Below are 25,894 nucleotides of genomic sequence, written 5' to 3' on the forward strand. Positions count from 1 at the left end.
TATTTCGCCGAGGACTATCACCAGGGCTATCTGGCCAAGAACCCGGCCGGCTATTGCGGCATCGGCGGGACGGGCGTGGTCTGTCCCATAGGCGTCGGCGTCGAGGCCTGATCATGGATCGCGCGGGGGTGGGCAAGGTCTGCCTCGCGCTCCCGGCGGCGACGCTGGATCATCCGTTCGGCGACCATCACGACGCCTATCGCGTCGGCGGCAAGATGTTCGCCATGGTCGGCGAGCAGGGCGGCGTTTCCTTCAAGGTCTCGGACATCGCCTATGAGGTGCTGACCGAGTCCGGCCATGCGCGTCCGGCGCCCTATCTGGCGCGGGCCGGATGGGTGAATCTGCCGCAGATCGACGACTGGGCCGACGACGAGCTGGCCGAGCATCTGGCGATCGCCCACAGCATCGTGGCGGCGAAGCTGACCAGGAAGGCGCGAGCGGCGCTGGGACTCTAGTCCGCGGGCCGCGCCTTCTCTTCCGCGATCCAGCGGTCCATCCGCGCGTCCAGCAGGGCCATCGGCAGGGGACCGTCGACCAGCAGGGCGTCGTGGAAGCGGCGGATGTCGAAGCGGTCGCCCAGTTCGGCCTCGGCGCGTGTGCGGATTGCGCGAAGTCGGATCTCACCGATCTTGTAGGCCGTCGCCTGACCGGGCCAGCCGATATAGCGCTGCAGCTCTGTCTCGATGTTCAAGGGAGCCAGCGCCGAGTTGTCGCGGAAGCAGGCGCGGGCCTGCTCCAGATCCCAGCCCAGCCAGTGCAGGCCCGTATCCGACACCAGCCGGCAGGCGCGCCACATCTCGTAGCTGAGGCGGCCGAACCGCTCATAGGGCGTGCGATAGAAGCCCATCTCCTCGCCGAGGAACTCGGCGTAGAGGCCCCAGCCCTCGGTGAAGGCGGTGACGTCGACGCTCTTACGGAAATAGGGGCCGTCCTCGGCCTCCTGCTGCAGTGCGATCTGGTGGTGATGTCCCGGTACGCCCTCGTGCAGCGTCAGGGCGGGCAGTTCATACAGGCCGCGCTGGTTGAGGCTGGAGGTGTTGACCATATATCCGCCGGCGACGCCGTTCTCCAGCGAACCCTGGTTGTAGCGCCCGGTGGTGTAGTTGGCCTCGATCTCGCGTGGCACGGGACGGACGCCATAGGGGAGGCGGGGCAGGGTTCCGAACAGCGCCGGCATGCCGTCGTCGGCCCGCTTGGCCATCTCCGAGGCCTTCTCCAGCAGCTGTTCCCGCGTCGTGGCGTAGAACTGAGGATCGGTGCGCAGGAAGGTCAGGAAGGACGCGAAATCGCCGGTCCAGCCGGCCGCCTGCATCTCGGCGTTCATGCGGCCGCGGATACGGGCGACTTCCTGCAGGCCGATGGCGTGGACGTCGTCCGGGGTCATGTCCGTGGTGGTGAAGCCGTGCACCAGAAAGGCGTACAGGTCGCGCCCGCCGGGCCTGTGGACCAGGCCGAGCGTCTGGGGCGCGCGGGGCAGGTAGTCCTCGCGCAGGAACCGCGCCCATTCGCGCCGCTGGGGCATGATTCCGTCCGCCACCGCCCGGGCGGCGCGCTCACGCAGGGCCGCCTGCTGCGCCGCCGGGATGGAGGCAGGCAGGGCAGCGAACGGCTTGAGCAGGGGATCGGCTTCGAGCACCAGCGCCGCCTCCGGCTCGATCAGGGTCAGGGCGTTTTCGACGATGGAGCGCGGTTGCACCAGGCCGGTATCCAGACCGCGGTGGGCGCCGGCCAGCTGGTCGGCATAGATCTTCGGCATGGCCTCCAGCCGGGCGATCCAGGCCTCGGCGTCGGCGGTGGTGACGATGCGGGTGACGCCGGCGAGATAGGCAAGGCCCTGTCCGGGTCCGCCTTCCGAGTTGAAGGCGTCGATACGGCCCGTATCGAGCGGGATGCGGGCCAGCGAACGCTGCAGCACATAGGTCAGGAAGCTGTGGTTCAGCCGGTCGTCGTCGCCGAGGCCGGCGGCGTCGATCGCGGCCAGTCGGTCGGCGAAACCCCTGAGCACCGGCTCCTGCGCCACTTCAAAGGCGCGCGAGCTGTCCGGCATGCGCGACAGGGCTGCACGGTCGCCTTCCATGCCCGCGTTGATCGGGTCCACGGCCCGCAGATAGGCTTCGTAGTCCGCCAGCACGGAGGCGAGGGCCGGGTTCTCGGCATTGCGGGCGGCCTCGGCCTGAACCCACGCTGGGTTGGCGAAAGCGGGGGCTGCGGCGGCGGCGAGCACAGCGATGGCGCAGGCGGTGATAACGCGTTTCATGAGGTCCCTCTCCCGGATCGGGCGGGACTGCACCGGAGCGGAGCCGTCGCGTCAACCGCAGAAGACGAAGAACCGTTCGATATTGGGCGCGGATTCAGGGTGGGGGGCGTAGGCCTGCCGTTCGCCGTCCACCCACAGCGCCAGCCAGCCGATGCGGCGGAAGCGTTGGAAAACGGGCGCATCCGCATCGGCCTCTGCGGTCAGGAAGACGCCTTCGTGCAACTCCGAAGGTTCTGATTGGGCCATGAACCGCTCGGTTTCTCCGCCGGCCTCGATGTAGATCTCGGGTTTGGCGTCGGGACCACCGACGGCGCTGAGCGCCAACCGTCCGCTGCCCTGACGGCAATCCAGGCCCAGCCGCAGGTCATCGCTCTCCGCGAGGCCATAGACCAGCCGGGCCTCCTCGCCATCCCGATGATAGAACCAGTCGTGATCGGCGATGGGCGTCGGCGGGCCGGAAGAAGCGACGGCGGGAGCCGGCTCAACCGGGGCCTCCACGGTTGCGCAAGCCGACGCGCCCAGCAGCAGGCCGCTCAGGACGATCAGAACCGGGGCGCGCATGGACCTCTCCTGCAATCAGCCCGAGCACAGTTCCGCGAACCGGCGCAGCTTGGCAAGGTGGGCTGCCGGAATCTCAACGGGGCGGCGCTGATCGCCCACGACAACCGCCATCTGGCCGTCGACGGTGAAGGCGGCGAACACGGGATGGTCGGTCCGCAGCGCCAGTCTGGTGCTCCCGGCCCGCGCCGGCGTCGCCTCGGCGACAGCGGAGGCCTCGCCTGAGGTCACTCTGGCCATGCCGCTCAGGACAACACCGCCGTACAGGGTCAGTCGGGCGACGCTCGTACCCGGATCGCATTCGAGGGTGGTGCGCAGATTTGCTGTGTCAGGAACCTCGTGAGCCAGGACCACGGGCTCAGCGTCGGCGTACAGGGTCCACGTCCATGCAGGTTCTGGCGGCGGGCTCTGTGCGGCCAGGGCCGCGATGACGAACAAGGCGATCATGGCTCAGCCCCCGCTGAATGGTCCGGCCACAGTTGTGGTCAGACGCGGTCCGAACCGCAATAGGCGAAGAATTCACCGATGAGGCGGCGTTCCACCGGTGTGGCGGACAGTTCGAACTGTCCGGCGTCGGCCTCGACCGCCAGTTTTCCGCTCCGGGCCAGCTGTTGCAGGGCCGGGTCACGAAGCGAGATCCGCTTCACATCGGGCAGGTCGCCGCTGAGAGGATCGATCGCCGTCGACGTCGACGCCTTGATCAGGCGCGGGCTGGCCGGCTGGACGTCGCCATAGACGGTCGCCTGCGTCTGGCCCTGCTCGCAGGTCATCATCAGGGCCAGTTGGTCGGAGTTTTCAACGCCATAGGCCAATTTCGCCAACGAACCCTCGTGGCTGAGGTGCCAGCCCATCGGCGCGACCTCGGTCTGGATGTCGAGGTTTGTCGCCTGCGACCGGGCGGCGAAGGCGATCAGCCCGAGGGCGGCGACGGCTGGAATTGCGATCTTGAGCATCAGGGAATCTCGCGTCTGGTATCGAAACGCCACATTCCATTAACGGTTCACGGCCCCGCTTGGACGCACCCGGACCTGATCCCGGGGTGTGATGAATTTATCGCGCGTTCGGCGAACAGCCCTACGCAGCGAGGCCGCGTCGGATCGACAGGGCGGAGCCCTGTGACCGCGGCCCCAACTCAGAACGGACTGAAGCGCTCCACCAGCGACTGGGCCGCAGGGGTCGCCTGGACGCGGCTGATGTCGCCGCGACCGCCATAGCTGATCCGGGCCTCGGCGATCTGGGTGTGGGCGATGGTGTTGGCGGAGCTGATGTCCTCGGGCCGCACGATGCCGGCGACAGTCAGTTCGCGGACCTCGCGGTTGGTGCGCACTTCCTGCCGGCCCTGGATGACCAGATTGCCGTTGCCCATCACATCGGTGACGACCGCGGCGATGGTCAGGCTGACCTTCTCGGACCGGTTGACCGAGCCGGAGCCGTTCGAGTTGGACTCGCCTTCCAGCCCGACCAGATTGGCCGGATCGAAACCGCCGGGGAAGGCGCGCCCCAGGCTGTTCTCAAGACCGAAGAAGTTCGTGACCCCGCCGGAGATTTCGTTGGTGCGGCTGCGCGCCGTGGAATTCTGGGTCTGGGCGCGGTCGTCGATGTCGATGTTGACGGTGACGATGTCGCCGATCCGGCGGGCGCGCTGGTCGCCGAAGAAGGTGCGGGCCCCGGCGCGCCACAGGCTGTTGGCGCTGGCGGCGCGGTCGGCGTGCTGCTGCTCCGGCGAGGGCAGATAGGCCTGGCTGGTCGGCACCAGGGCGGCGGGATAGCCGATCGGCGCCAGCTCGGGGCCACGCACGGCCTCGACGGCGGTTGAGCAGGCCCCGAGGGTAAGGGCGACGGCTGAGAGGATCAGGGCGGTACGCATGGAACTTTATCCCTCTATCGGGCGGCGAGCTGTTGGGTGGCGCGGGCTTCCTGTGCGGCCGGGCCGGCGAGGGCCAGGCCGGGTCCGATGGCCACGGCGTCGATGGTGCGGCCCGATTGCAGGTTCCGGACCGCCAGGCGCTGGCCCGGAGCGGCGTTGCCCTCGGCGTGACCGGTGATGGTCAGGCGGACACCGCCGACCTCATAGGCGACCTCAACCATGTCGTTCCGGGTGATGACGCGCTCGGCAACGGCGGCCCGGACTGGCTGGGGACGGGCGGCGAGGACCGGCGGCGCAACTTCATCGGCTGCGACAGACGATCCGGGGGCAGGAGCGGCGGATGCCGGTGCGACGGCGGCGTTGCGCACGACCACCCGGCGCAACCCGGTCGGATTTGCCCAGTCCAGTCCCGACTGACGCGCGAGACTCTGAAGCTGGCCGGCCTCGAAAACGATGGAGGGGCCGGCGCGGGTCCCGACGACAACATTGGATGCCGCTCCGGCTCCGTCGAACAGGTCGCCCAGGGTCACGCGGCCGTCGCTGTCGACAGGATTGGCTTTCAGCGTGACAGGCCCGGCCACCGCGGCGCCGGCGACCATCAAGGCCGCGATGGCGCCTAGGATCAGGGACCTCACGATTTCACCTGCGCGCTGACCGAGAGCATCTGGTCGGCGGTGGTGATAACCTTGGAGTTCATTTCATAGGCGCGCTGGGCGATGATCAGGGCGCTGATTTCGGCCACGGCATCGACGTTCGAGGCCTCGGTATAGCCATGCAGCAACTGGCCAAAGCCGACCTCGCCCGGCGTGCCGACGTTGGCCGCGCCCGAGGCGGCGGTTTCCATCAGCAGGTTGTCCCCGATGGCTTCCAGCCCCGCCTCGTTGAAGAAGCTGGCCAGTTCCAGCTGACCGACCACGGACGGTTCGGTCTCGCCGGCGGTGATGACCTGGACCTGACCCGACTTGGAGATCGTCACGTCCACGGCGTCCTGCGGGATCGAGATGTTCGGCTGCACCGCATAGCCGTCGTCGGTGACCAGCTGGCCCTCGCCGTTGAGCGCGAAATTGCCGGCGCGGGTGAAGGCGGTCTCGCCCGACGGCAGCAGAACCTGGAAATAGCCGCGCCCGTCGATGGCGACGTCATAGGTGCCGCCGGTCTGGGTCGGCGAGCCCTGGTCGGTGATGCGATAAACGCTGCCGGCCTTGACGCCGGCGCCGATCTGGATGCCGGTCGGGACCACCGTGCCCTGGCTGGACGACTGCGCGCCCATGCGTTCGACGTTCTGGTACAGCAGGTCCTGGAACTCGGCCCGCTGACGCTTGAAGCCGACCGTGTTCATGTTGGCGATGTTGTTCGAGATGACCTCGACGTTCAGCTGCTGGGCGGCCATGCCCGAGGCTGCGGTTCTGAGCGCGCGCATGTCTCAGTCTCCCTTTCTAGGCCCGGCCCAGCCGCTCGACGGCGCGGCGTGACAGGTCGTTGGCGTTTTCGATCATCCGCGTGACGCTCTCGTAGGCGCGCTGGATCTCGATCAGATTGGTGATCTCGATGATCGGATTGACGTTGGAGCCTTCCAGCATGCCCTGACGCACGCGGGCGTCGGTCGCCTCGATGGCGGCGGCGTTGGAGGCGTTGCGGTACAGGCCGTCGCCGCCCTTTTCGAGCGCGGCCAGGGCGTCGAAGCGAACAATGGAAATCCGGCCGACAGGATTGCCGTTCTGGCTGATCGTGCCGTCGGCGGCCACGGATGGCTCGCCCAGAGCACGGTCCAGGATGATATCGCCGCCGTCGCCCTGGACAGCCGCGCCGCCCTCGGTCGTCAGCCGGCCTTCGGGATCGAGGGTGAAGGCGCCGTCACGGGTATAGGCCTCGCCGGCGCCGTCGTTGAGCTTGAAGAATGCGCCTTCACCTTCAATGGCGAAGTCCAGATTCCGGCCGGTCTGTTCCAGCGCGCCCTGGCCGTAGTCGCGGCCGATCCCGTTATCCAGCACGAAGCTGACGCCCGGCCGCACAAAGGCGTTGCGGGCCCGCTCGCCGATCTCGGCGCCGAGCAGCAGCTGTTCGACCTTGAAGCCGGTGGTGTCCGCATTGGCGATGTTGTTGGCCACGATGTCGAGCTCGCGGCGCAGGGTCATCTGGCGTGACAGTCCGACATAGGCGGCGTTTTCCACGGGGCGGCTCCTTTCGCCCATCTCCTCGCAACGGTCGTGCCAACAGGGTTAACCCAGTGCGGACGGGGCTTTGGTCCGGTTTTGGGCCCCGATGACCCGGCAGGATTTGCCGGTTCTTAGCGGCTCGTTAACCAAAAAACGCTCGTATGGGTCGAGAGATTCTCGGGGCGTGGTCCATGTTCAAATTCGGCAAGAAGAAGGGCGCCAAGGAGGGCGGCGACGAGGCCGCCAACCTGCCTGCCGTTTCGGATGGGGCCGGCGCAGAAGGCGAGGATGGCGCTGCACCGAAGAAGAAGAAGCTTCCCCTGCTGTTCATCGTCATCCCGGCCGCACTCGTGGTGCTGGGCGGCGGCGGGGGGGCGGCGTTCTTCATGATGCAGCCCAAGCCGGCTACGGCCGAAGACGGCGATCACGGCGCCGAGAAAAAGGGCGGCCATGACAAGAAGGCCGAAAAGAAGGGCGGGGGCCACGGCGCGGCTGCCGACGGTGCGGCGGACGCTTCCCTGGGCGTGATCGCCGAGGGGCCGGACGGAGTCACCTTCTTCACCCTGCCGGACATGGTGGTGAACATTCAGGCCGCCGACGGTCGACCCACCTTCCTGAAGCTGAAGCTGACCCTCGAGACCAGCGACGCCCATGTGGCCGAGCAGCTGCAGGCCGAAATGCCGCGGATGCAGGACATGTTCCAGGGTTTCCTGCGCGAACTGCGGCCCGAGGATCTGGCCGGCTCCAGCGGTTCCTTCCAGCTCCGCGCTGAAATCCTGCGCCGGGTCAATCTGATCGCGGCTCCCGGCAAGGTCGATGCTGTCCTGATCGAAGAAATGCTGGTGCAGTAGGCATGACCGACGCGGCCTTCGCCGAAACCGCCGACCCGTTCGGGGAAGAAGCCGAGGCGGAGGAGGCGCGCCCGTCTTCCCTGTCCGAACGCGTCCTCAACCAGGATGAGATCGACAGCCTGCTCGGCTTCGACATGGGCGAGGGGGATGACGGCGAGCGCACCGGCATTCGCGCCATCATCAACTCCGCCCTCGTCAGCTACGAGCGGCTGCCGATGCTGGAGATCGTCTTCGATCGCCTCGTGCGGTTGATGACGACGTCGCTGCGGAATTTCACCTCGGACAACGTCGAGGTCAGCCTCGACAACATCTCGTCGATCCGGTTCGGCGACTATCTGAACTCCATCCCGCTGCCGGCCATCCTGGCGGTATTCCGGGCCGAGGAGCTGGACAACTACGGCCTGCTGACGGTCGACTCCAACCTGATCTATTCGATCGTCGATGTGCTCCTGGGGGGACGTCGCGGCACGGCGGCGCTGCGCATCGAGGGTCGGCCCTATACGACCATCGAGCGGGTTCTGGTCCAGCGGATGGTCGAGGTCGTTCTGGCCGATGCACGCGCCGCCTTTGAGCCCCTGACGCCGGTGCATTTCAGCCTGGACCGGCTGGAGACCAATCCGCGCTTCGCCGCCATCGCGCGCCCGGCCAACGCCGCCATCCTGGTGAAGCTGCGCATCGACATGGAAGACCGCGGCGGCCGTATCGAGCTGCTGCTGCCCTACGCCACGCTCGAGCCCATCCGGAAGATGCTGCTGCAGCAGTTCATGGGTGAGAAGTTCGGCCGCGACAACATCTGGGAAGGCCACCTCGCCACCGAGCTCTGGACCACGGAAACCGAGGTGCGGGCGGTGCTCGACGAGCAGCAACTGCCGCTCTCGAAGGTGCTGGACCTGAAGGTCGGCGACACCCTGATGCTGAACGCCACACCGGAGTCCGACATCTCGATCCGGTGCGGCTCCATCCCGGTCACGACCGGCAAGATGGGCCGCAAGGGACAGAGCATTGCCGTGCGGGTCGAGGCGCCGATCAGCATCGAAGCCGCGACCAGTCTGACCAAGGGAAGACGCTGATGACCGGAATGATTCTCGACGGCGCGCTGATGCTGCTGCTGGTGGCCGCACTCGGCTACGGCGTCCGGCTGGAGAAGAAGCTGTCCGCCCTCCGCGCCGGCCAGCAAGCCTTCGCCACTGCGGTCACCGAACTCAACGCCGCCGCCGGTCGGGCCGAGGCCGCCCTCGCCAGCCTGCGGGCCTCAGGCCAGGAAACCGATCTCCTGCACGATCGCATCGTCAAGGCGCGGGAAGTGAAGGCCCAGCTGGAAACCCTGATCGCCCGCGCGCCTGACACCTCGCGGACGTTGCCACAGGAGGCTGCGAAGCCCGTGCTCGTCGCTGCCCGCGCCCCCGTTGCCGTGACGGCGGAAGACGAGCGGGCGCTTCGGATGGCGGCGCTGGCGGAACGCATCCAGGGCATGGCCCCCGCCACGCGTGCGCCGGCGCCGGTCGCCGCCATCCTCGGCGCCCTGACGGCGGGCCGGACCGCTAACCAGGCTGCGAAGCAAAGCCTCAACCAGTCCCGCCGCAATCTCGACGAAGACCTCTTCGCCGCCTGACCATTTTTGTAGCCCAATGGCGAACGCGCGGCGTTCGCCGACCTGAGGGCCGGAGTAGCCGATCATGAGCAAGATCCCCCGCCTGTTGCCCCTGATCGCCGTCGCCATCGGCGGGGTGGTGTTGGTCCGCGCCGTCGGCGTCGCGCCTGGTCTGTTCGATGGCGCCCGAGCCTGGGCCGAAGAGGTCGTGCCCGCCGGCGCCGTCGCGGCTCCTGTGGCTGCCGCCGCAGCGGTCTGCGCCCTGACGCCGGAGCAACTGGCCCAGCAGGCGGGAATTTCGCCGGCGGAACTGCGCATCATCCAGTCGCTGTCGGCGCGCCGGACGGAGCTGGATGCCCGTGACGCCGATCTGGCCTCCATGCTGCCGCTGCTGGCCACCGCCGAACAGAAGCTGGACGCCAAGGTCGCCGCGCTTGAGGCTGTGAAGGCCGAGGTCCGCGTTCTGCTGGGTCAGGTCAGCGAACAGGAGAAGGCCGAGAACGACCGCATGGTGGCCGTCTATTCGGCGATGCGCCCGCGTGACGCCGCCCGCGTCTTCGCCACGCTGGACGATGATGTCCGTCTGCCGGTCGCCGCCGCCATGCGCCCGCGGTCACTGGCCGCCATCATGGCCCAGATGGAGCCCGCCGCCGCTCGCAGCCTGACCGAGAAACTGGCCCGCCGCTTCGAGGCGCGCCAGCAACTGGCTGCCCGGGCCGCCGCGGCGTCTGCGGCGACGGCTCCGGCGACCGAATCGGCCGCCCCGGCCTCCGCCCCGGCCGCCGTTGCGGCCACGCCGCCGGCAGGAGAGGCGCCCGCCCCGGCGGCGAACGCGCCGGCTCCCGCGCCGGTCCGGGCCGCCCGACCGCCTGCGCGTCGTCCTGCCGCCCGTCCCGCGGCCACAACGCCTGCACCGGCGACCCCCGCGCCGGCCGAACCGGCTGGGGAGCGGCCCTATGCCGCGCCGGCGGCCGCCACGCCGGCTCCGCCCCGTCAGTCGGTGCAGTAGCGATCTTCTCCTTCGGGCGATGCAGACCAAAAGAAAGAGGCCGCGTCCCGGGGGACGCGGCCTCTGGTCGCTCAGCGCTGCGTCGCGCTCAGGTGATGTCTTCGTTCAGCAGGCCGACCTTGAAGAAGCCGTTCTCCTGCAGGGTGTTCATGACTTCCATGAACTGGTCGTAGGTCACGTCCGGCTGGGCGCGGACGAAGACGCGCTCCTGGCGGCAATCCGTCGGAACGGCGAGGGCGGTGCAGACGTCCGTCGCCAGGGTCTCGATCGTGGTCTGGCGGTCGGCCAGGAAGATCGAACCGGTGTCCTGGATGGTGATGTACACCGGTTCCTTGACCTCCTCGGGGTTCGCCGGCGGGGTCGCCGGCGGCAGGTCGAGGCGGATCGAAACGGTGGCCATCGGCGCCGCGACCATGAAGATGATCAGCAGGACGAGCATGATGTCGACGAACGGCGTGACGTTGATGTCAGCGTTCTGCTCGATCGTCTTGCCGCCCTGGCCGGCGGGTCCGGAAAGCTTGGAGCCCATGTGTCACTCTCTCCATCAGGCCCGACGCGATCACGGCGAGCGCAAACTATGACGTTCGGTTCGTCTCTTGGCGTCCCGCAACCCGCTTGTAAAGCGGGTTCAGGCGGGTTGGGGTTCCATTGCCCCGTGATTGTTCCAAATACGCCTTTCAGGCGAGCCGATCAGCCCTTCGCCAGCTTCAGGAAGCGATCCTTCAGGGCAGCGTCGGTCTTGAAGACGCCAGTGAAGCGGGTGGTGATGGTGGAAACGTGGCGGTGATGCACGCCCCGGGTGGTCATGCACTGGTGTTCGGCGTCGATCATGATGGCGACGCCGGCCGGCTGAAGGTTTGATTCGATGGCTTCGGCGATCAGCTGCGTCAGGGTTTCCTGGGTCTGCAGACGGCGTGCGAAGATCTCGACCACCCGCGCCAGCTTGGAGATGCCGACGACCTTCTCCTGAGGGATGTAGGCGACATAGGCCTTGCCGAGGAACGGAGCCATGTGGTGTTCGCAGTGGCTCTCGACCTCGATGTCGCGCAGCAGGACCATGTCGTCATAGCCCTGCACGTCCTCGAAGGTCCGCGACAGTTCCTTGGCCGGATCGGCGTCATAGCCGTCGAACCATTCGCCATAGGCGTCGACCACCCGTTTGGGCGTGTCGCGCAGGCCCTCGCGGTCGGGATCGTCGCCCGCCCACGCCAGCAGGGTGCGGACGGCCTTGAGGGCCTCCTCGCGGCTGGGGCGTTTGGACGGGTCGTTGTCGCCGACCAGAACCGGCTTGACGGGGATGACGCTCATTCTCGATCTCGACGCTGTTCGCTTGTGCAGCAGGACCGCTATATGGGACGGCGGGTCCGTCCCGCAAGAAAACTGAAAGTCTCCGCTTCCCTATGCCGCTGGTCCTTCACGACACCCTGCACCGCGAAAAGCGCGTTTTCACGCCACGCGACCCCGATCGGGTGACCCTCTATGTCTGCGGCCCCACGGTCTATGACTACGCCCATATCGGCAATGCGCGGCCGCCGGTGGTGTTCGATGTGCTGGTGCGGCTGCTGCGCCGGACCTATGGGGCCGACAAGGTCGTCTATGCCCGCAACGTCACCGACGTGGATGACAAGATCAACCAGAAGGCCGCGAAGGAGGGGACCTCGATCGGCGAGGTCACCGCCCGCTACGAGGCCGCCTATCTGGACGATATGAAGCGGCTGAACGTCTCGCCGCCGGACATCGCGCCGCATGTCACCGACCATATGGACGCCATCGTTGCCCAGATCGGCGCCATCATGGAGCAGGGCTGCGCCTACGCCGCCGAGGGCCATGTGCTGTTCGACGTCTCGTCCTATGAGACCTATGGCCGCCTGTCGGGTCGCAACCTCGACGACATGATCGCCGGGGCCCGGGTCGAGGTCGCGCCCTACAAGAAGAACCCGCACGACTTCGTGCTGTGGAAGCCGTCGAAGGCCGATGAGCCCTCGTGGCCGTCGCCGTGGGGCGCGGGGCGTCCGGGCTGGCATATCGAATGCTCGGCCATGATCGAGGAGACCTTGGGCCTGCCGATCGACATTCACGGCGGCGGCATCGACCTGGTGTTTCCGCACCATGAGAACGAGATCGCCCAGGGCGTCTGCGCCCACGGCCATGCGCATGAGCCGGACGCCCACGCTGAATACAGCCGCTACTGGATGCACAACGGCTTCCTGACGGTCGACGCCGAGAAGATGTCCAAGTCGATCGGCAATGTCCTGCTGCTGCATGACCTGGTGCAGGCGATTCCGGGCGAGGTGGTGCGCTGGGCCCTGCTAAGCGCCCACTATCGCCAGCCGCTCGACTGGAACCAGGCGCTTCTGGACCAGAGCCGCAAGGCGCTGGACCGGCTTTACGGCGCCCTGCATCGGGCCGCCGGCGTCGAGGCCAATGGCGACGAACCGCCCGGGGACTTCCTCAAGGCCATTGAGGACGACATCAACACACCGGGGGCCATGGCGACCTTGTTCGCCCTGTCCAGCGAGATCGAGCGCGCCATGACGGCGGGCGACCACGGCGTCGTTGCCCGGGCCAAGGGCGAACTGGTCGCGGCCGGGGCGATTCTCGGGGTGCTTCAGGCCGATCCGGCGGAATGGCTTGAAGGCGAGGTGTCCGACGCCCTGCGGATCGAGGTCGAGGGTCTGCTGGAACAGCGCGCCGCCGCCCGCGCGGCCAAGGACTGGGCCGAGGCCGACCGCATCCGTGACCGCCTCAATGCGCTGAATGTGGTCGTGATGGACGGACCGCAGGGCGCGACCTGGCGGGTGAAGGGCTGAGGCCGATCAGGTAATCCGCTTGGCGGACACCGGGTCGCTGGCGGGGAAGGTTTCTTCCAGGCCTTCGTCGAGCAGGGCTTCCTGACGGTCCTCCGAGTCGCGCTCGGTCTCCCGCAGCTGATCCGGCTTGCCGGTTTCGCGCGGCGCCGTTTTGGCGTGCGGGGTGTCGGGATCGCAGTCTTCGCGGGCGGCGGGCTTCGTCGGGTCAGTATGAGCGGTCATTCGGCCCTCCTTATTTCGCGGGGTGGTCTTCGTCGCCGTCAGGGCCGTAGCCCAGACCGGCGATGTCGTCGTCTGACAGGGTCTTCGCTTCCCAGTGGGCCGCGCTGGCCTGGGCCCCGCGGACGTTGCGCATGAGGCCGGTGTAGACGAGCTCGACCTCGTCCGGGCCGCGGCCGCCGGCGCTTTCGCCGTCGATCTCGGTCAGGCGTTCGCCGTCCACGCCCAGCAGGGCGTCGGCCTCAGCCTCGATTCCGGACGCGCCCTGGACCTCGTCCAGATCGTCCTCGGCGTCCTCGTCGAACGGCTCCTCGTCCGCATCGCCGGCCATCCGGGTGACGTCCAGCACGGGATCGGCTTCATCCAGCAGGATGTCGCCGTCGCCCTCATCGTCGAGATGGGTCTCGTCATAGACCTTGGACTGGGCCTGGTCGTCCGAATAGCCGTCAATCTCGGGCATGCCGCCGCCTCCTGCTGGAAGGTCAACGCCCGGTACTTGTCCGATGTTCCCGCGAGCGACGGGGAGCCTTCCCGTCAGACAAGAGATGGTTAACCACGGTTGTTTAGGGTGCGTTGGTCCCGGCTTCCTAACGTCGCCGGGAGCCTGTCAGGAGACGCCCTCTCAAATGCCGCTCAAGCTGTCGCTGAAGCCCGGCGAGAAATTCGTCCTCAACGGCGCCGTCGTCCAGAACGGTGATCGTCGCGGTGTGCTGATCCTGCAGAACAAGGCGTCGGTGCTGCGCGAGAAGGACATTCTCCAGCCCGAAGACGCCAATACCCCGGCCAAACGCGTCTATTTCCCGGTCATGATGATGTACCTGGACGAGACCGCGGCGGCCAAGGTCTATGACGAATTCGCCCTGCGGCTGAGCGAGTTCATGGGAGCGTCCCGCAATCCCGTCGTGCTGGCGGACTGCGTCGCGGCTTCGCGCCATGTGATGGCGCGCGAATATTACAAGGCGCTGATGGCGGCGCGAAAACTCGTTGAGTATGAGGAAGATCTGGCGAATGTCGCTGCAGGCATACAAGACCGCAGCCACCCGGGCTGAGACTCCGCGCGAGATGGAGTATCGGCTGTTCGGGCAGGTCACCCGGGCGCTGATGCATGCCGCAACGCTGGACCCTTCGGACATCGCTGCGCGGATCGACGCCCTGGACTGGAACCGCCGCCTGTGGTCGGCCCTGGCCAATGACTGCGCCGATCCCGACAATGTCATGACAGCCGGCCTGAAGGCCCAGATCATCTCGATCAGCCTGTTCGTCGGCCGTCACTCGTCGGCGATCATGCGCGGCGAGGACGACTTCGAAGCCCTGATCGACATCAACCGGATGGTCATGCAGGGGCTGGCCGGACCCGGACCGGGCGCGCAACAGGCGGCCTGACCGGCTGTCGCCGACGGCAGAGTGCAACCGGCGCGTCAGCTCAACAGACCGAAAGTCCAGCGTCCTCAGAACAGGCCGGTGACCCACTGGATGGTCGGTCCGAACGCCCGGCTGACCAACTCCCAGGCCAGCCAGATGAACAGGCAGACGCCGGCCACGCCCGTCCAGCCGATCAGGACGACGATCCCGTCGCGCTGCATCAGGCCGAAGCCGAAGGTCGAGATGATCAGCGCCGGCACCAGGTTTCCGCCCCAGATCGGCAGGATCAGGATGAAGGCCAGCAGCACGGTGGCGATGCCGATCAGGATTTCCGAAAGCTCGCTTGTCATCACGTGCAGCCGCGGCTTCGACAGCCGCTCCACCTGCTGGACGCGCCGCAGCACCTTCTCCACGCCGTTCCTGTAGGCCTCCCGTTCGATCCAGCGCCGCAGCGCCCATTTCGGCAGCCACAGCTGGTCCGCGCGGGTAGCCAGCTGCAGCCCCATCAGCAGCAGCGGGGCCCCGAGAATGGTCGTTGTGCCGGGGATGATGCCGATGGCGATGTTCATCAGGCCGAAGAACAACATCAGGGCGCCGAAGCCCCGCTCGCCGAAGGCGTTGACCAGTTCGCCGAGGTAGAGCCTGGGGTCGTCCTTGACCCCGATGTCGGTCAGAACCTGCGAGAAGGTCCGACTGTCGCTCTGATAGTCGTAGTCGGGCATCGGCGACGGGTGTCCGGACGGGGGTGTCTCGATCTAGGCCGCTAGATAGGCGGGCGCCACTTAACAATCGTCAATCCCTGGGCGGGTTGCTAGCTCCCCAGCAACTCCCGCCCGATCAGGAAGCGGCGGATCTCGTTGGTCCCGGCCCCGATGTCGTACAGCTTGGCGTCGCGGACCAGCCGTTCGACCGGCCACTCCTTCGTATAGCCGGCGCCGCCGAGGGCCTGGACGGCCTCGAGGCTGACCTTCACCGCATTCTCGGACGCCAGCAGGATGGCGCCGGCGGCGTCGTAGCGGGTGGTCTTGCCCTGGTCGCAGGCGCGGGCGACGGCATAGACATAGGCGCGGGCGCTGTTGAGGGCGACGTACATGTCGGCGACCTTGGCCTGCATCAGCTGGAAGGAGCCGATCGGCTTGCCGAACTGTTTGCGCTCGCGGACGTAGGGCAGGACCACGTCCAGCGCCGCCTGCATGATGCCCAGCGGACCGGCCGACAGCACGGCGCGCTCATAGTCGAGCCCGCTCATCAGCACGCCGGCGCCGCCGCCGACGGGACCCATGACGTTCTCTTCCGGGACTTCGCAGTCCTCGAACACCAGTTCGGCGGTGTCCGAGCCGCGCATGCCCATCTTGTCGAGCTTCTTCGAGACGCTGAAGCCCTTCATCCCCTTCTCGATCAGGAAGGCGGTGACGCCGCCGTTGCCTTCGCCGGTACGGGCATAGACCACCAGGGTCTCGGCGTGCGGGGCGTTGGTGATCCAGAATTTCGTGCCGTTCAGGACGTAGCGGTCGCCCTTCTTCACGGCCTGGGTGCGCATCGACATGACGTCGGACCCCGAGCCGGCCTCGGACATGGCCAGGGAGCCGACGTATTCGCCGGAGATCAGTTTGGGCAGGTATTTCTGCTTCTGGTCTTCGGTGCCCCAGCGGCGGATCTGGTTGACGCACAGATTGGAATGGGCCCCGTAGGCCAGGCCGATCGAGGCCGAGGCGCGGGAGACCTCCTCCATGGCCACGACGTGTTCGAGATAGCCGAGGCCGAGGCCGCCGTATTCCTCCTCGACGGTGATGCCGTGCAGGCCCAGCTCGCCCATCTCGGGCCAGAGCTCGCGTTTGAAGGCGTTGGTTTCGTCGATCTCGGCAGCCAGGGGCGCCAGACGGTCGGTCGCCCAGCGGGCGGTGGTCTCGCGGATCATGTCGGCGTTTTCGCCGAGGCCGAATTCCATCGATTGGGGGGCGTTGGGAATGCTCATGGGGCCGGGGTTAGCACCGCGCGCCGCCGCCGGAAAGTCAGTCCGACTTGCCCCACCGCACATACAGGTTCCACGACGACACCCCGACGCAGATGATGCCGATCAGGGCCAGGGCCCAGGCGATGACCGTGGTCTCGCCCATGGGCGACGGCTGTTCGACCGCGAGGCGGAAAGCGGCGGCCGAGGCCCCGCAGGCGGCGAGGCCTACGCCGCCCATGATCAGGAAGGCGCCGGTCTCGCTCCAGTCGAAGCGGCGCGGGCCGGCGGGTTCGACCTCGTGACGCAGCACGGACAGGGTCGGCTCGTCCTCGAACAGGACGGTTTCCTCAGTCGCGGGCGCCGGGGCGCGCTGGTCCGACGGCCAGACCGGGCGCTCGGCCTCGACGAAATCGGCCTCGGTGGCGGGGGTCAGGACCAGTTCGGGATCCATCGCCGGGAAAGGCGACGGGAGCGGCGCGGCGGACACCAGCGGGGTGACGGGGATCTCGGGTTCTGCCGGGGCGGGCTCCGGCTCCGGCTCGGGCGTTGTCTCAGGCTCAGGCTGAGGCTCGACGGCGGGCAGCGCAGGCTCCGGCTCGGCAGTGAAGACCGGCGTCACGACGGGCACCTCGGCGGGCTCTGCCTGGGCGAAGCCCGGCAAGGGGCCGATGATGGCGGCGGCGTAGGGGGAATAGCGATCCAGATTGACCCGCGTCACCGCATCGGCCGGCTGGAAGGCCGGAGGTTCGAATGCGGGGGCCTCGGGGGCCCAGGCGGGCTCGGGCTCGGGCGCTTCCGATGCCACGGGGCGGGGGGCTTCCGCAGTCTCGGACGTTTCGCCCAACAGGGTGGCGACGGCGGCGGCGCGTGCGTCGGTCGCGGGCGCTTCGGGTTCAGGGGCCGCCGCGACCGGCGGCGGCGGAAGGGGCGCGGCGAGCAGTTCGGCCAGGGTGACCGGCGAGGCGGGGTCGGCGACGAATAGGGCGCGCTCGGCGGCGCGGCGGCGCAGGCGGGCATCGGCGGAGGCATCCTCGGGCCAGCCGATCAGGGCGTCGGCGGCCTGGCCGGCATGGCCCTCATTGACCCTTTGCAGGACGTCGGAGGCGAGGAAGCGGTCGACGCCGACGGAGACGGCGAAACTGGCCAGGGCGTCGAACTGGTGCTGGTTCAGCGAGCCGTGCACCTGCTCGTTCAGCGCCTTGACCACGGGCATGAGATCGTACTGGAGCAGCAGTTCGGCGTCGGCCTCGGCGACGGTCAGACCCTCGCGGGCGGAGGCGGTGTGGCCGTAGCCGATGACCCAGCGGCCATCCTCTTCCTGAACGGCGCGCGGACGGAAGCCCTCAAAACTCTTGATGAGAACCATCCCCTCGCGGGAGACCTTCAGACGGGGTGTGGGCGTTTCGGACACGGATTGACCCAAATCGAGACGGGCGCGCTCGCCCGAAGAGAGAGCCAGCAAGGGACGCGCCGTTCTACAACAGGACGATGGTGGCGAGACCGAGGAAGATCAAAAAGCCGAAGAAGTCTGTCGTGGCGGTCACGAAAACGGCCGAGGACACGGCCGGGTCGAACTTCAGCCGCGACAGGGTCAGGGGGGTCAGCATACCCACCGTCGCGGCGACGAGCAGGTTGAGCACCATGGCCGCGGCGATGACGGCGCCGATCTGCCAGTCGCGGAACCACAGGCCCGCCGCGACGCCGATCAGGGGCGCCAGGACCAGGCCGTTGGCCAGTCCGACGGCGAACTCCCGGCGGAAGGTGCGTGGAGCGTTGGAACTGTTGAGCTCCCGGGTGGCGAGCGCGCGCACGGTCACCGTGAGGGCCTGGGTGCCGGCGTTGCCGCCGATGGCCGAAACGATGGGGAGCAGGATCACCAGCGCCACGATCTGCGCGATGGTGGCCTCGAACCACGAGATCACGACGGCGCTGAGAACCGCGGTCGCCAGGTTGATCGCCAGCCAGGGCACGCGGCCGCGCACGATCTCGGACACCGACGAGCCGCGGTCCTCATCCGAGACGCCGGCGAGGCGCAGGATGTCCTCGCGGTTCTCTTCCTGGATGATGTTGACGATGTCATCGACGGTGATCTGACCGACCAGCCTGCCCGCGGCGTCGACGACGGGGGCCGAGATCAGGTGGTATTTCTCGAAGATGTAGGCGACTTCTTCCTGGTCCTGATCGACGGCGATCGCATTGATCGGCTCCATGATGTCGACGAGGGCGATGGTGCGCGCCGCGCGCAGAAGGCCGCTGACCGGCAGGCCGCCGACGGGCTTGTTGTGCGGATCGACGATGTAGATGTCGAAGAACAGCTCGGGCAGGTCTTCGCCCTGCTTGCGGATGTGGTCGATGGTGTCGCCGACGTTCCAGAACGACGGCGCGGCCATGACCTCGCGCTGCATCAGGCGGCCGGCGGAATCCTCGTCGTAGCGCAGCGAGTTCTCGATCGCGGCGCGGTCGACCTCGGGCATGGCCGCCAGCACCTTCTCGCGCTGGTCGTCCTCGAGGTCCTCGACCACCAGGGCGGCGTCGTCGGAGTCCAGCTCCTGCAGCGCCTCGGCGAGGGTCAGGTGCGGGACGCGCTCGAGCACCTCCTCGCGGATGTTGTCGTCCAGCTCCGGCAGGGTTTCTGCCAGCAGGTCGGGCGGCATCCAGAGAACGACGACCGCACGGTGCTCGGCGGTGAGGAAGCCCATCAGGTCGGCGACGTCGGCGGGGTGCAGGTCTTCCAGCAGCGAGCGGAGCTTCAGCCCGTCGCCGGAGTCGGAGGCGTCAACGACCTTCTCGACGAAATTCGCCGTGAGGACATAGTCCTCGTCGAGGGCGACGTGCTCGGTTTCAACCTGGGAGGCGACGGGCAGGGGGGCGTCTGCGATCTTGCTCACGCTTGGCCCCCCTGTTTTCAGATCAGCTGTTCGCCGATGTTTCGCCCTGTCAAATCAGATGGTGCGGTCGAGAAGACTCGAACTTCCACTCCGGTTAGGGAACAGCGACCTCAACGCTGCGCGTCTACCAATTCCGCCACGACCGCTCGCATCGGAGGGGGGCTGATAGCGGAGGTCGGGGCGGAAGGGAAGAGGTTGTCTGAGTGGTTAGTAATTAGTGTTTAGTGGCTGCTGCTTCAGCGCTTGGGCGCTGCGCGGAACCACCGGTATCCGGCACAGCAATCACTAACCTCTAACCACCAATCACCCTCAGGCCGCTCCGGCCATGAAGTCATACACGTCCGCTGCGCGCGTCACCGTGATGGCGATGCGGTCGTCGCGGATTTCGATCTCGCCGCGGGCGACCGGGTGGTTGTTGGCGAGAATCCAGACCTCGTCATGTTCGGAGGCGTCGAGCGGGATCACGGCCCCGCGGCCCATCCGCAGAAGCTGACTCATCGGCAGGACAGAACGTCCCAGAACGACCGAAATTTCGATATCGACGGCTTCGATCTGACTCACTGGGCACTCTGACGCTGACGCTGAGGAGACGGGTTCGTGGGCGGTCTGGACTTGCATGGCGCTCCCGACCCCCACATTGGAGGCGTCATGCTTTCCCAAGCCTTAAGCGAAACCATATCCAAACTGGTCCGCGCCGATGGACGCCCGGTCGAATGGGCGGTCTCCGAAGGCTATGTGGACTATGAGGCGGCGGTCGCGGCCATGGAGGCGCGGGCGGCGGCGATCGCGGCGGGCGAGGCGGGCGAGCTGGTCTGGCTGCTGGAGCATCCACCGCTCTACACGGCGGGCGTCTCGTCGAAGGACGGCGACCTGCTGGACGCGGCCCGTTTCCCGGTTCACCGCAGCGGGCGGGGCGGGCAGTTCACCTATCACGGCCCGGGCCAGCGGGTGGCCTATGTGATGCTGGACCTGAACGCGCGCGGCAAGGATGTGCGGACCTTCGTGCGCGGCCTGGAGCAGTGGATCATCGGGGCGCTGGGCGCGTTCGGCGTGCCGGCCGATGTGCGCGAGGGTCGGGTCGGGGTCTGGGTCGAGCGCAAGGGGCCGGACTGGAGCCGCGAGGACAAGATCGCCGCCATCGGGGTGAAGGTGAGGAAGTGGGTCAGCTTCCATGGGATCAGCCTGAACGTTGAGCCGCAGCTGGACCATTTCAGCGGCATCGTGCCGTGCGGGATCGCAGAGCATGGGGTGACCAGCCTGGTCGATCTGGGTGTCCCGGCGACGATGGATGAGGCGGATGAGGCGCTGAGGATGAGTTTCCGGCGGGTGTTCGGAGAGACCGTGGTCGGCCCGCCGCCGGCATGATCGCGGGCGCCCGGATGGCGCCACAGGCGGCTCCGCTTCCATCGCTTTCAGCGAATGCTCAGGTTTCGCTCATGCCGCTCACACGTTCGCCGGTCAGGGTGCAGGCTCCGCTGACCGGGACGCCGCCATGCCGCCTGCCTTGCACGTCTATGCCGGATGTTACGCCGGGGAGTCGGCCGCCTCCGCCGAGGTCATGGCTGCCGACGGGGGCGTGGCTGTGCGGTTCGGGCGGGGATCGCTCGGACGGCTAGAGCTGGCGGCGTCAGCGCCCGACGTGTTCCGGCGGGGTTCGATGATCGCCCGGTTCCACCGGAATGCGGACGGCGACGTGACGGGCTTCAGCTACAGCGACCCGCTGCTGCGCGGGATGCGGTTCACGCGGCGGGACTGAGCCCTATTCGAATTCCACCAGCACATCATCCGCCGCGACGGGATCGCCGGCGGCGGCGCTGACGGCCTTCACGACGCCGTCGCGTTCGGCCTTGAGGATGTTCTGCATCTTCATGGCTTCGATGATGGCGACGGTCTCGCCGGTCTTGACCTCCTGGCCTACAGTGACGGGGGTGGCGACGACGAGGCCCGGCATGGGGGAGACGATCAGCTTGCTCGTGTCGGCGGCGACCTTCTCGGGCAGGCGGGCATAGAGGGCGGCGACGGTGGGACTGAGCACGCGGACGCGGGCGCGCGCGGCGCGGGTGCGGATGCTGAAGCCGTCGGCGACACGGCTGACCTCGGCGGTGAAGGGGACGCCGTCCAGCACGGCGCGGAACTGGGCCAGGCCGGGGCGCCAGTCGATGTCGCTGAGCTGCAGTGCGCGGTCCTCGCCGGCGAGGTCGAGGGTCAGGGCCTCGTCGTCGTCATAGGACAGTGAGACGCCGTGGGCCTCCCCCGCTTCCGGTCCCTTGGCGATGAGCACGATCCAGTCGGTGCGGCCGGACGGGTCGCCGGAGGCCTCGGCGGCGATCTCGTTCATGGCGGCGGCGGCGGCGATCAGGATGTCGGTCTGGCGCCGGTCCGGGGCGAGGCCGTGGAAGCCGTCGGGGAATTCGTCCTTGATATAGCTGGTCGAGATGTTCCCCGAGCGGAAGCGCGGCTGGTCCATCACGGCGGCGAGGAAGGGGATGTTGTGGCCGACGCCGTGGATGTGGGTGTCCTCGAGCGCGCGGGCCATGCCGTCGACGGCGGCGTCGCGGGTCGGGCCCCAGGCGCAGAGCTTGGCGATCATGGGGTCGTAGAACATGGAGATCTCGTCGCCCTCGCGGACGCCGGAATCGTTGCGAACCGTATAGTCGCCCTGGTCGCCCTCTTCCGGCTGTTCGTAGCGGACCAGGCGGCCGATGGAGGGGAGGAAGCCGCGGTAGGGGTCCTCGGCGTAGATGCGGCTCTCGATGGCCCAGCCGTTGATGGCGAGGTCCTTCTGTTCGAAGGCGAGGGTTTCGCCCCAGGCCGAGCGGATCATCTGTTCGACCAGATCAACGCCGGTGATCAGTTCGGTGACCGGATGTTCCACCTGAAGACGGGTGTTCATCTCGAGGAAGAAAAAGGATTTATCCTGGCCGGCGACGAACTCGACCGTGCCGGCGCTGTCGTAGTTCACGGCCCTGGCGAGGGCGACGGCCTGGGCGCCCATGGCGGCGCGGGTCTCGGGGTCCAGGAGGGGGGAGGGGGCCTCCTCGATGACCTTCTGGTTCCGCCGCTGGATCGAGCATTCGCGCTCGAACAGATGGACGACGTTGCCGTGCTTGTCGCCCATCACCTGGATCTCGATGTGGCGCGGGTCGATGATGAATTTCTCGAGGAAGACGCGGTCGTCACCGAAGGCGTTTTGCGCCTCGGCCTTCACGGCGGCGAAGCCCTCGGCCATGTCGGCGTCGGAGTGGGCGACGCGGATGCCCTTGCCGCCGCCGCCGGCCGAGGCCTTGATCATGATCGGATAGCCGATCTGGTTGGCGATGCGGACGGCTTCCTCGGTCGTCTCGATCAGGCCCATGTGGCCGGGGACGGTGGAGACGCCGGCCTCGGCGGCCAGTTTCTTGGAGCTGATCTTGTCGCCCATGGCGTCGATGGCCTCGGGATTCGGGCCGATGAAGGCGATGCCCTCGTCGCGCAGGCGGCGGGCGAAGCCGGCGTTCTCGGACAGGAAGCCGAAGCCTGGGTGGACGGCTTCCGCGCCCGTTTGCCGCACCGCTTCGACGATGCTGTCGGCCAGCAGATAGGACTGGGCCGCGGGCGCCGGGCCGATCAGCACGGCCTCGTCGGCCATCTCGACCGCCAGCGAACCGGCGTCGGCCTCGGAATAGACCTGCACGGTTTTAATGCCCATGCGGCGGCAGGTCTTGATGATGCGGACGGCGATTTCGCCGCGGTTGGCGATCAGGATTTTGGAGAACATGCGTCTTTGAATCTGAAGCGAACGTGATCGCGGCGTGAAGGGACCGCCCCGATTAGGCCGCGTTCCCGCGTGAGTAAACCGGAGGGGGCGTTCACCTGAGCCGGGTATGGGGTTGGCAAGGGCGGTTCCGATGGGGTTTAACCCCTTCCAGTTCCGTTCATCACCACTCTTTCAATCTTGATCCGTCCCTGTCCCGCTTACTGGCCTGGAGCCTGACCTGATGTCCCGACCGCTTACGTTCGTCGCCGCTGCCGCCCTGTCCCTCGTCGTCAGCGCGGGCTCCGCCTTCGCCCAGGACTTCCGGGCCCTGGCCAGACAGGATCTCCAGCGGTCGCATGACGAACTGGCCGCCAACCATCCTGCGCCGGCGGTTCCGGGCGCGGCCAGCCAGATCTTCCGGGGCTGGCTCGACACCGGCCTGCGGGAGTCGCTTGACCTGTCCTCGCGGGTGAACAGCGCCCACAGCCACGCCTATCTGATGCGCTACTACGCGGGCGGCTTCCGCGATTCGAACATCCAGGTCAGCCCGACCTTCGACAACATGGGCCCCTATTTCGGCACCAGCTGGCCGGGCTTCGCCACCGGCTGGCGCGACGGACGCTATGTGGTGACCTATGTGAAGCCGGGCACCCGCGGCGCGCCGCGGGTCGGCGACGTGGTCACCTCCTGCAATGTGGTGCCGATCGAGGAGTTCGCCCGCGGCAAGCTGGACCGTTGGGAAGGCAATCTGGACACCGAGGCCGGCCGCGTCACCTCGGCCCCCTATCTGTTCTGGAACCGCAACAATCCCTTCACCGCCGGCGTGCCGTCGCAGTGCAGCTTCCAGTCGGGCCGCGGCCGTCCGCGCGACATCCAGATTCGCCCGATCCCGGTCGTGGCCGGCGACCTTGAGGCCGCCTACCGCGCCACCGTCTACATGCCCCCGGCGACGCCGCTGGCGGTCGAGACGGTCAACGGCCGGCCGTGGCTGCATGTCCACTCCTTCTCCGACAGCGCCGGCTGGCCCGCCTTCAACGCCGCTGTCGAGGCCCAGGCCGCGACCCTGCGCGGACCGGCCGGCTTTGTTCTGGACCTGCGCGCGGCCTCGGGGTCGGGCGAGAACTCCTCGACCGCGCGGGGCTATGGCCTGGCCAACCGCATCTGGACGCCGGAGTTCACCGTCAGCCGCCAGCCCGCCGCCGGCGACATCACCTACCGCGCCACCCAGGGCAACCGCGACTGGTACGCGGCGGCGCTCGGCCGCATGGAGGCCGATCCCTATTTCGTCCAGGAATCCATGTTCGTGATCGAGCAGACCCGCGAGATCGTGGCCGCCTTTGACGCCGCAATCGCCGCCGGTCGTGCGACCTTCACCCTCGCCGGCCGCCCGGCCGTGGCCGACACCGGCGCCGCCAACCCGGTGCAGGGGCCGGTGATCGTCCTGGTCGACGCCGGATGCTCGGGCGGCTGCCTCGACACCCTGGACCTGCTGTCCAGACTGCCGAACGTGCGCATCGCCGGTTCGACCACGGCCACCGACTCGATCTTCGTCGAGCCGACTCTGCTGCGCCTGCCGTCGAACTATTCGGACCTCAGCTACGGCCACAAGGCCTGGACCTCGCGTCCCCGCGCCAACAACCAGCCCTACACCCCGGCGGCGGGCCTGACCTACACCGGCAACCCGGTCGATGAGACGGCCGTCCGCGCGTGGGTCGGGACGCTGTTCCAGTAAGCAGGACAGGTTCGAAAGACAGGAAGGGCCGGCCGGGACATCCCGGCCGGCCTTTTCGATTCCGGGGGAGGGCCCTTGTCATCCCGGCCGAAGCGAAGCGGAGAGCCGGGACGGGCGAGTGCCCCAAGGTTCGCCCCCCCGGAAGCGTCAGCTGTCCGGGGGACAGGTCAGGCCTTGGTGCGGCTGCCGCCTGTCTCCCGGATAATCGCTTCGCGATTTCCGGGAGGTCGCTAAGAAGACCTTCAACCGTCCCGGATCGCCGCTCTGCGGCGTCCGGGATGACAAGGGGACCCGGCTCGCGGGCAACGATGCAATTTGCGCGGGGCAGGGGCGGCGCCTAACTCAAGGCCATGACTGACCCCCACACCGCCACCACCCTGCGTTCCCCGTCCGGCTATGACCTGACCCCGCCCAGCGACAGCCAGCGCGTGGCTCTGGAGGCGGACCTGTCTGCGGAGGAGAAGCGCGTCCTGCTCGCCCACGGCACGGAGGCGCCGTTCTGCGGAACCCTGCTGGGCGAGAAACGGGCCGGGGTGTTCTGCTGTCGGGAATGCGGCCTGCCGCTTTTCCGGACGGGGACCAAGTTCGAGAGCGGCACAGGCTGGCCCAGCTTTACCGAGCCGGTCGATCCGGCGCATGTGAAGGCAATCACCGACCGGTCGTACGGCATGACCCGCACCGAGACCCGCTGTGCCCGCTGCGACAGCCATCAGGGCCATGTGTTCCCGGACGGGCCGGGGCCGGGCGGCCTGCGCTACTGCATCAACTCGGTGGCTCTGAGTTTCGTGCCCGAGGGCGGGCGGCTGCCCGACCCGCTGGGACGGGGCGACGGGACGGCCTGACCGTCCGGCCTGACCTTGGCCTCATTTGAGGCTAGGGTGTTGTTTCGCGTGGAGTCCGTCGC

30 protein-coding genes, 1 tRNA gene and 1 pseudogene are annotated in these 25,894 nt (G+C 67.8%); 13 read left to right on the forward strand and 19 right to left on the reverse strand.

Annotated elements, in window-relative coordinates:
* Nucleotides 1–111: pseudogene (locus B3E43_RS03825) on the forward strand (peptide-methionine (S)-S-oxide reductase); the annotation flags it as partial.
* 2 nt (nt 112–113) lie between these two features.
* A complete protein-coding gene (locus B3E43_RS03830) occupies nt 114–455 on the forward strand; it encodes an MmcQ/YjbR family DNA-binding protein (protein WP_292026771.1) in 342 nt (113 codons plus the stop codon).
* On the opposite strand, the gene B3E43_RS03835 is transcribed toward B3E43_RS03830, so the two are convergent.
* The 8 genes from B3E43_RS03835 to flgF all read right to left on the reverse strand — a co-directional run bounded on the left by B3E43_RS03835 (nt 452) and on the right by flgF (nt 6,853).
* Nucleotides 452–2,257 (reverse strand): DUF885 domain-containing protein, encoded by a 1,806-nt coding sequence (locus tag B3E43_RS03835; protein ID WP_292026773.1) that lies wholly within the window; start codon nt 2,255–2,257, stop codon nt 452–454. The genes B3E43_RS03830 and B3E43_RS03835 overlap by 4 nt on opposite strands.
* Before the next feature lie 51 nt (nt 2,258–2,308).
* The gene (locus B3E43_RS03840; protein WP_292026775.1) at nt 2,309–2,818 is read right to left on the reverse strand and encodes a hypothetical protein; all 510 of its coding nucleotides are present in this window, start codon (nt 2,816–2,818) and stop codon (nt 2,309–2,311) included.
* A gap of 15 nt (nt 2,819–2,833) precedes the next feature.
* Complete coding sequence (locus tag B3E43_RS03845; RefSeq protein WP_292026776.1) at nt 2,834–3,262, reverse strand: hypothetical protein; 429 nt, start codon at nt 3,260–3,262, stop codon at nt 2,834–2,836.
* Nucleotides 3,263–3,300: 38 nt separating this feature from the next.
* Complete coding sequence (locus B3E43_RS03850) at nt 3,301–3,768, reverse strand: hypothetical protein (RefSeq protein ID WP_292026778.1); 468 nt, start codon at nt 3,766–3,768, stop codon at nt 3,301–3,303.
* A 179-nt stretch (nt 3,769–3,947) separates the two neighbouring features.
* On the reverse strand, nt 3,948–4,682 hold the full coding sequence (gene flgH, locus B3E43_RS03855; protein ID WP_292026781.1) for a flagellar basal body L-ring protein FlgH: 735 nt from the start codon (nt 4,680–4,682) through the stop codon (nt 3,948–3,950).
* 14 nt (nt 4,683–4,696) lie between these two features.
* Entirely contained in the window at nt 4,697–5,317 is a 621-nt protein-coding gene (locus tag B3E43_RS03860) for a flagella basal body P-ring formation protein FlgA (RefSeq protein WP_292026783.1), read from the reverse strand.
* Nucleotides 5,314–6,102, reverse strand: a complete 789-nt coding sequence (flgG, locus tag B3E43_RS03865) for a flagellar basal-body rod protein FlgG (RefSeq protein WP_292026785.1) — start codon at nt 6,100–6,102, stop codon at nt 5,314–5,316. Before flgG ends, B3E43_RS03860 begins: the two co-directional genes overlap by 4 nt.
* A 16-nt stretch (nt 6,103–6,118) precedes the next feature.
* On the reverse strand, nt 6,119–6,853 hold the full coding sequence (flgF, locus tag B3E43_RS03870) for a flagellar basal-body rod protein FlgF (protein ID WP_292026786.1): 735 nt from the start codon (nt 6,851–6,853) through the stop codon (nt 6,119–6,121).
* 176 nt (nt 6,854–7,029) lie between these two features.
* On the opposite strand from flgF, the gene B3E43_RS03875 reads away from it, so the two are divergent.
* The 4 genes from B3E43_RS03875 to B3E43_RS03890 all read left to right on the forward strand — a co-directional run bounded on the left by B3E43_RS03875 (nt 7,030) and on the right by B3E43_RS03890 (nt 10,289).
* The gene (locus tag B3E43_RS03875; RefSeq protein ID WP_292026788.1) at nt 7,030–7,689 is read left to right on the forward strand and encodes a flagellar basal body-associated FliL family protein; all 660 of its coding nucleotides are present in this window, start codon (nt 7,030–7,032) and stop codon (nt 7,687–7,689) included.
* A gap of 2 nt (nt 7,690–7,691) precedes the next feature.
* The gene (fliM, locus tag B3E43_RS03880) at nt 7,692–8,759 is read left to right on the forward strand and encodes a flagellar motor switch protein FliM (protein ID WP_292026790.1); all 1,068 of its coding nucleotides are present in this window, start codon (nt 7,692–7,694) and stop codon (nt 8,757–8,759) included.
* Nucleotides 8,759–9,301, forward strand: coding sequence for a DUF6468 domain-containing protein (locus tag B3E43_RS03885; RefSeq protein ID WP_292026792.1), 543 nt, complete (start codon nt 8,759–8,761; stop codon nt 9,299–9,301). Before fliM ends, B3E43_RS03885 begins: the two co-directional genes overlap by 1 nt.
* Before the next feature lie 64 nt (nt 9,302–9,365).
* On the forward strand, nt 9,366–10,289 hold the full coding sequence (locus B3E43_RS03890) for a MotE family protein (protein WP_292026794.1): 924 nt from the start codon (nt 9,366–9,368) through the stop codon (nt 10,287–10,289).
* Between the two features lie 88 nt (nt 10,290–10,377).
* Here B3E43_RS03890 and B3E43_RS03895 read toward each other — a convergent pair whose 3' ends face one another.
* Both B3E43_RS03895 and folE read right to left on the reverse strand, forming a co-directional pair.
* Entirely contained in the window at nt 10,378–10,818 is a 441-nt protein-coding gene (locus B3E43_RS03895) for a biopolymer transporter ExbD (protein ID WP_292026797.1), read from the reverse strand.
* A 161-nt stretch (nt 10,819–10,979) separates the two neighbouring features.
* Nucleotides 10,980–11,597 (reverse strand): GTP cyclohydrolase I FolE, encoded by a 618-nt coding sequence (gene folE, locus B3E43_RS03900; RefSeq protein ID WP_292026799.1) that lies wholly within the window; start codon nt 11,595–11,597, stop codon nt 10,980–10,982.
* 92 nt (nt 11,598–11,689) lie between these two features.
* Between folE and cysS the strand changes: the two genes are divergently transcribed.
* A complete protein-coding gene (gene cysS / locus B3E43_RS03905) occupies nt 11,690–13,099 on the forward strand; it encodes a cysteine--tRNA ligase (protein ID WP_292026800.1) in 1,410 nt (469 codons plus the stop codon).
* A 6-nt stretch (nt 13,100–13,105) separates the two neighbouring features.
* Here cysS and B3E43_RS03910 read toward each other — a convergent pair whose 3' ends face one another.
* Together B3E43_RS03910 and B3E43_RS03915 are read right to left on the reverse strand one after the other, a co-directional pair.
* Complete coding sequence (locus B3E43_RS03910) at nt 13,106–13,321, reverse strand: hypothetical protein (RefSeq protein ID WP_292026801.1); 216 nt, start codon at nt 13,319–13,321, stop codon at nt 13,106–13,108.
* A 10-nt stretch (nt 13,322–13,331) separates the two neighbouring features.
* Nucleotides 13,332–13,778 (reverse strand): hypothetical protein, encoded by a 447-nt coding sequence (locus B3E43_RS03915; RefSeq protein WP_292026803.1) that lies wholly within the window; start codon nt 13,776–13,778, stop codon nt 13,332–13,334.
* A 166-nt stretch (nt 13,779–13,944) separates the two neighbouring features.
* On the opposite strand from B3E43_RS03915, the gene flbT reads away from it, so the two are divergent.
* Both flbT and flaF read left to right on the forward strand, forming a co-directional pair.
* Nucleotides 13,945–14,367, forward strand: coding sequence for a flagellar biosynthesis repressor FlbT (gene flbT, locus B3E43_RS03920; RefSeq protein ID WP_292026805.1), 423 nt, complete (start codon nt 13,945–13,947; stop codon nt 14,365–14,367).
* Nucleotides 14,327–14,701 (forward strand): flagellar biosynthesis regulator FlaF, encoded by a 375-nt coding sequence (gene flaF / locus B3E43_RS03925; protein WP_292026808.1) that lies wholly within the window; start codon nt 14,327–14,329, stop codon nt 14,699–14,701. Before flbT ends, flaF begins: the two co-directional genes overlap by 41 nt.
* 65 nt (nt 14,702–14,766) lie before the next feature.
* Here flaF and B3E43_RS03930 read toward each other — a convergent pair whose 3' ends face one another.
* From B3E43_RS03930 to B3E43_RS03955, 6 genes are all read right to left on the reverse strand, one after another.
* Nucleotides 14,767–15,402 carry an exopolysaccharide biosynthesis protein gene (locus B3E43_RS03930; protein ID WP_292026810.1) on the reverse strand — a complete coding sequence of 212 codons (636 nt, stop codon included), beginning with the start codon at nt 15,400–15,402 and terminating at the stop codon, nt 14,767–14,769.
* Between the two features lie 89 nt (nt 15,403–15,491).
* Nucleotides 15,492–16,655 (reverse strand): isovaleryl-CoA dehydrogenase, encoded by a 1,164-nt coding sequence (locus B3E43_RS03935; protein WP_292026811.1) that lies wholly within the window; start codon nt 16,653–16,655, stop codon nt 15,492–15,494.
* A gap of 37 nt (nt 16,656–16,692) precedes the next feature.
* Nucleotides 16,693–18,045: a glycoside hydrolase family protein gene (locus tag B3E43_RS03940; RefSeq protein WP_292026813.1), complete on the reverse strand. Its 1,353-nt coding sequence runs from the start codon at nt 18,043–18,045 to the stop codon at nt 16,693–16,695.
* A gap of 64 nt (nt 18,046–18,109) precedes the next feature.
* Entirely contained in the window at nt 18,110–19,513 is a 1,404-nt protein-coding gene (mgtE, locus tag B3E43_RS03945) for a magnesium transporter (protein ID WP_414631336.1), read from the reverse strand.
* Between the two features lie 68 nt (nt 19,514–19,581).
* Nucleotides 19,582–19,668 (reverse strand) — tRNA-Leu (locus B3E43_RS03950).
* A gap of 163 nt (nt 19,669–19,831) precedes the next feature.
* Nucleotides 19,832–20,083, reverse strand: a complete 252-nt coding sequence (locus B3E43_RS03955) for a FliM/FliN family flagellar motor switch protein (RefSeq protein ID WP_284223621.1) — start codon at nt 20,081–20,083, stop codon at nt 19,832–19,834.
* Nucleotides 20,084–20,170: 87 nt separating this feature from the next.
* Between B3E43_RS03955 and lipB the strand changes: the two genes are divergently transcribed.
* Together lipB and B3E43_RS03965 are read left to right on the forward strand one after the other, a co-directional pair.
* Complete coding sequence (gene lipB / locus B3E43_RS03960) at nt 20,171–20,887, forward strand: lipoyl(octanoyl) transferase LipB (protein ID WP_292026820.1); 717 nt, start codon at nt 20,171–20,173, stop codon at nt 20,885–20,887.
* Nucleotides 20,888–21,014: 127 nt separating this feature from the next.
* Nucleotides 21,015–21,278, forward strand: coding sequence for a hypothetical protein (locus B3E43_RS03965; RefSeq protein ID WP_292026822.1), 264 nt, complete (start codon nt 21,015–21,017; stop codon nt 21,276–21,278).
* Nucleotides 21,279–21,281: 3 nt separating this feature from the next.
* Here the strand turns inward: B3E43_RS03965 and B3E43_RS03970 are convergent, their stop codons facing one another.
* Nucleotides 21,282–23,279 (reverse strand): acetyl-CoA carboxylase biotin carboxylase subunit, encoded by a 1,998-nt coding sequence (locus tag B3E43_RS03970; protein ID WP_292026824.1) that lies wholly within the window; start codon nt 23,277–23,279, stop codon nt 21,282–21,284.
* A 220-nt stretch (nt 23,280–23,499) separates the two neighbouring features.
* On the opposite strand from B3E43_RS03970, the gene B3E43_RS03975 reads away from it, so the two are divergent.
* Both B3E43_RS03975 and msrB read left to right on the forward strand, forming a co-directional pair.
* Complete coding sequence (locus B3E43_RS03975; RefSeq protein ID WP_292026825.1) at nt 23,500–24,990, forward strand: hypothetical protein; 1,491 nt, start codon at nt 23,500–23,502, stop codon at nt 24,988–24,990.
* A gap of 350 nt (nt 24,991–25,340) precedes the next feature.
* The gene (gene msrB, locus B3E43_RS03980; protein WP_292026827.1) at nt 25,341–25,832 is read left to right on the forward strand and encodes a peptide-methionine (R)-S-oxide reductase MsrB; all 492 of its coding nucleotides are present in this window, start codon (nt 25,341–25,343) and stop codon (nt 25,830–25,832) included.
* Nucleotides 25,833–25,894 lie beyond the last annotated feature (62 nt).

The sequence above is a fragment of the Brevundimonas sp. UBA2416 genome (assembly GCF_002343105.1).
In the GTDB taxonomy this organism is placed as follows: domain Bacteria; phylum Pseudomonadota; class Alphaproteobacteria; order Caulobacterales; family Caulobacteraceae; genus Brevundimonas.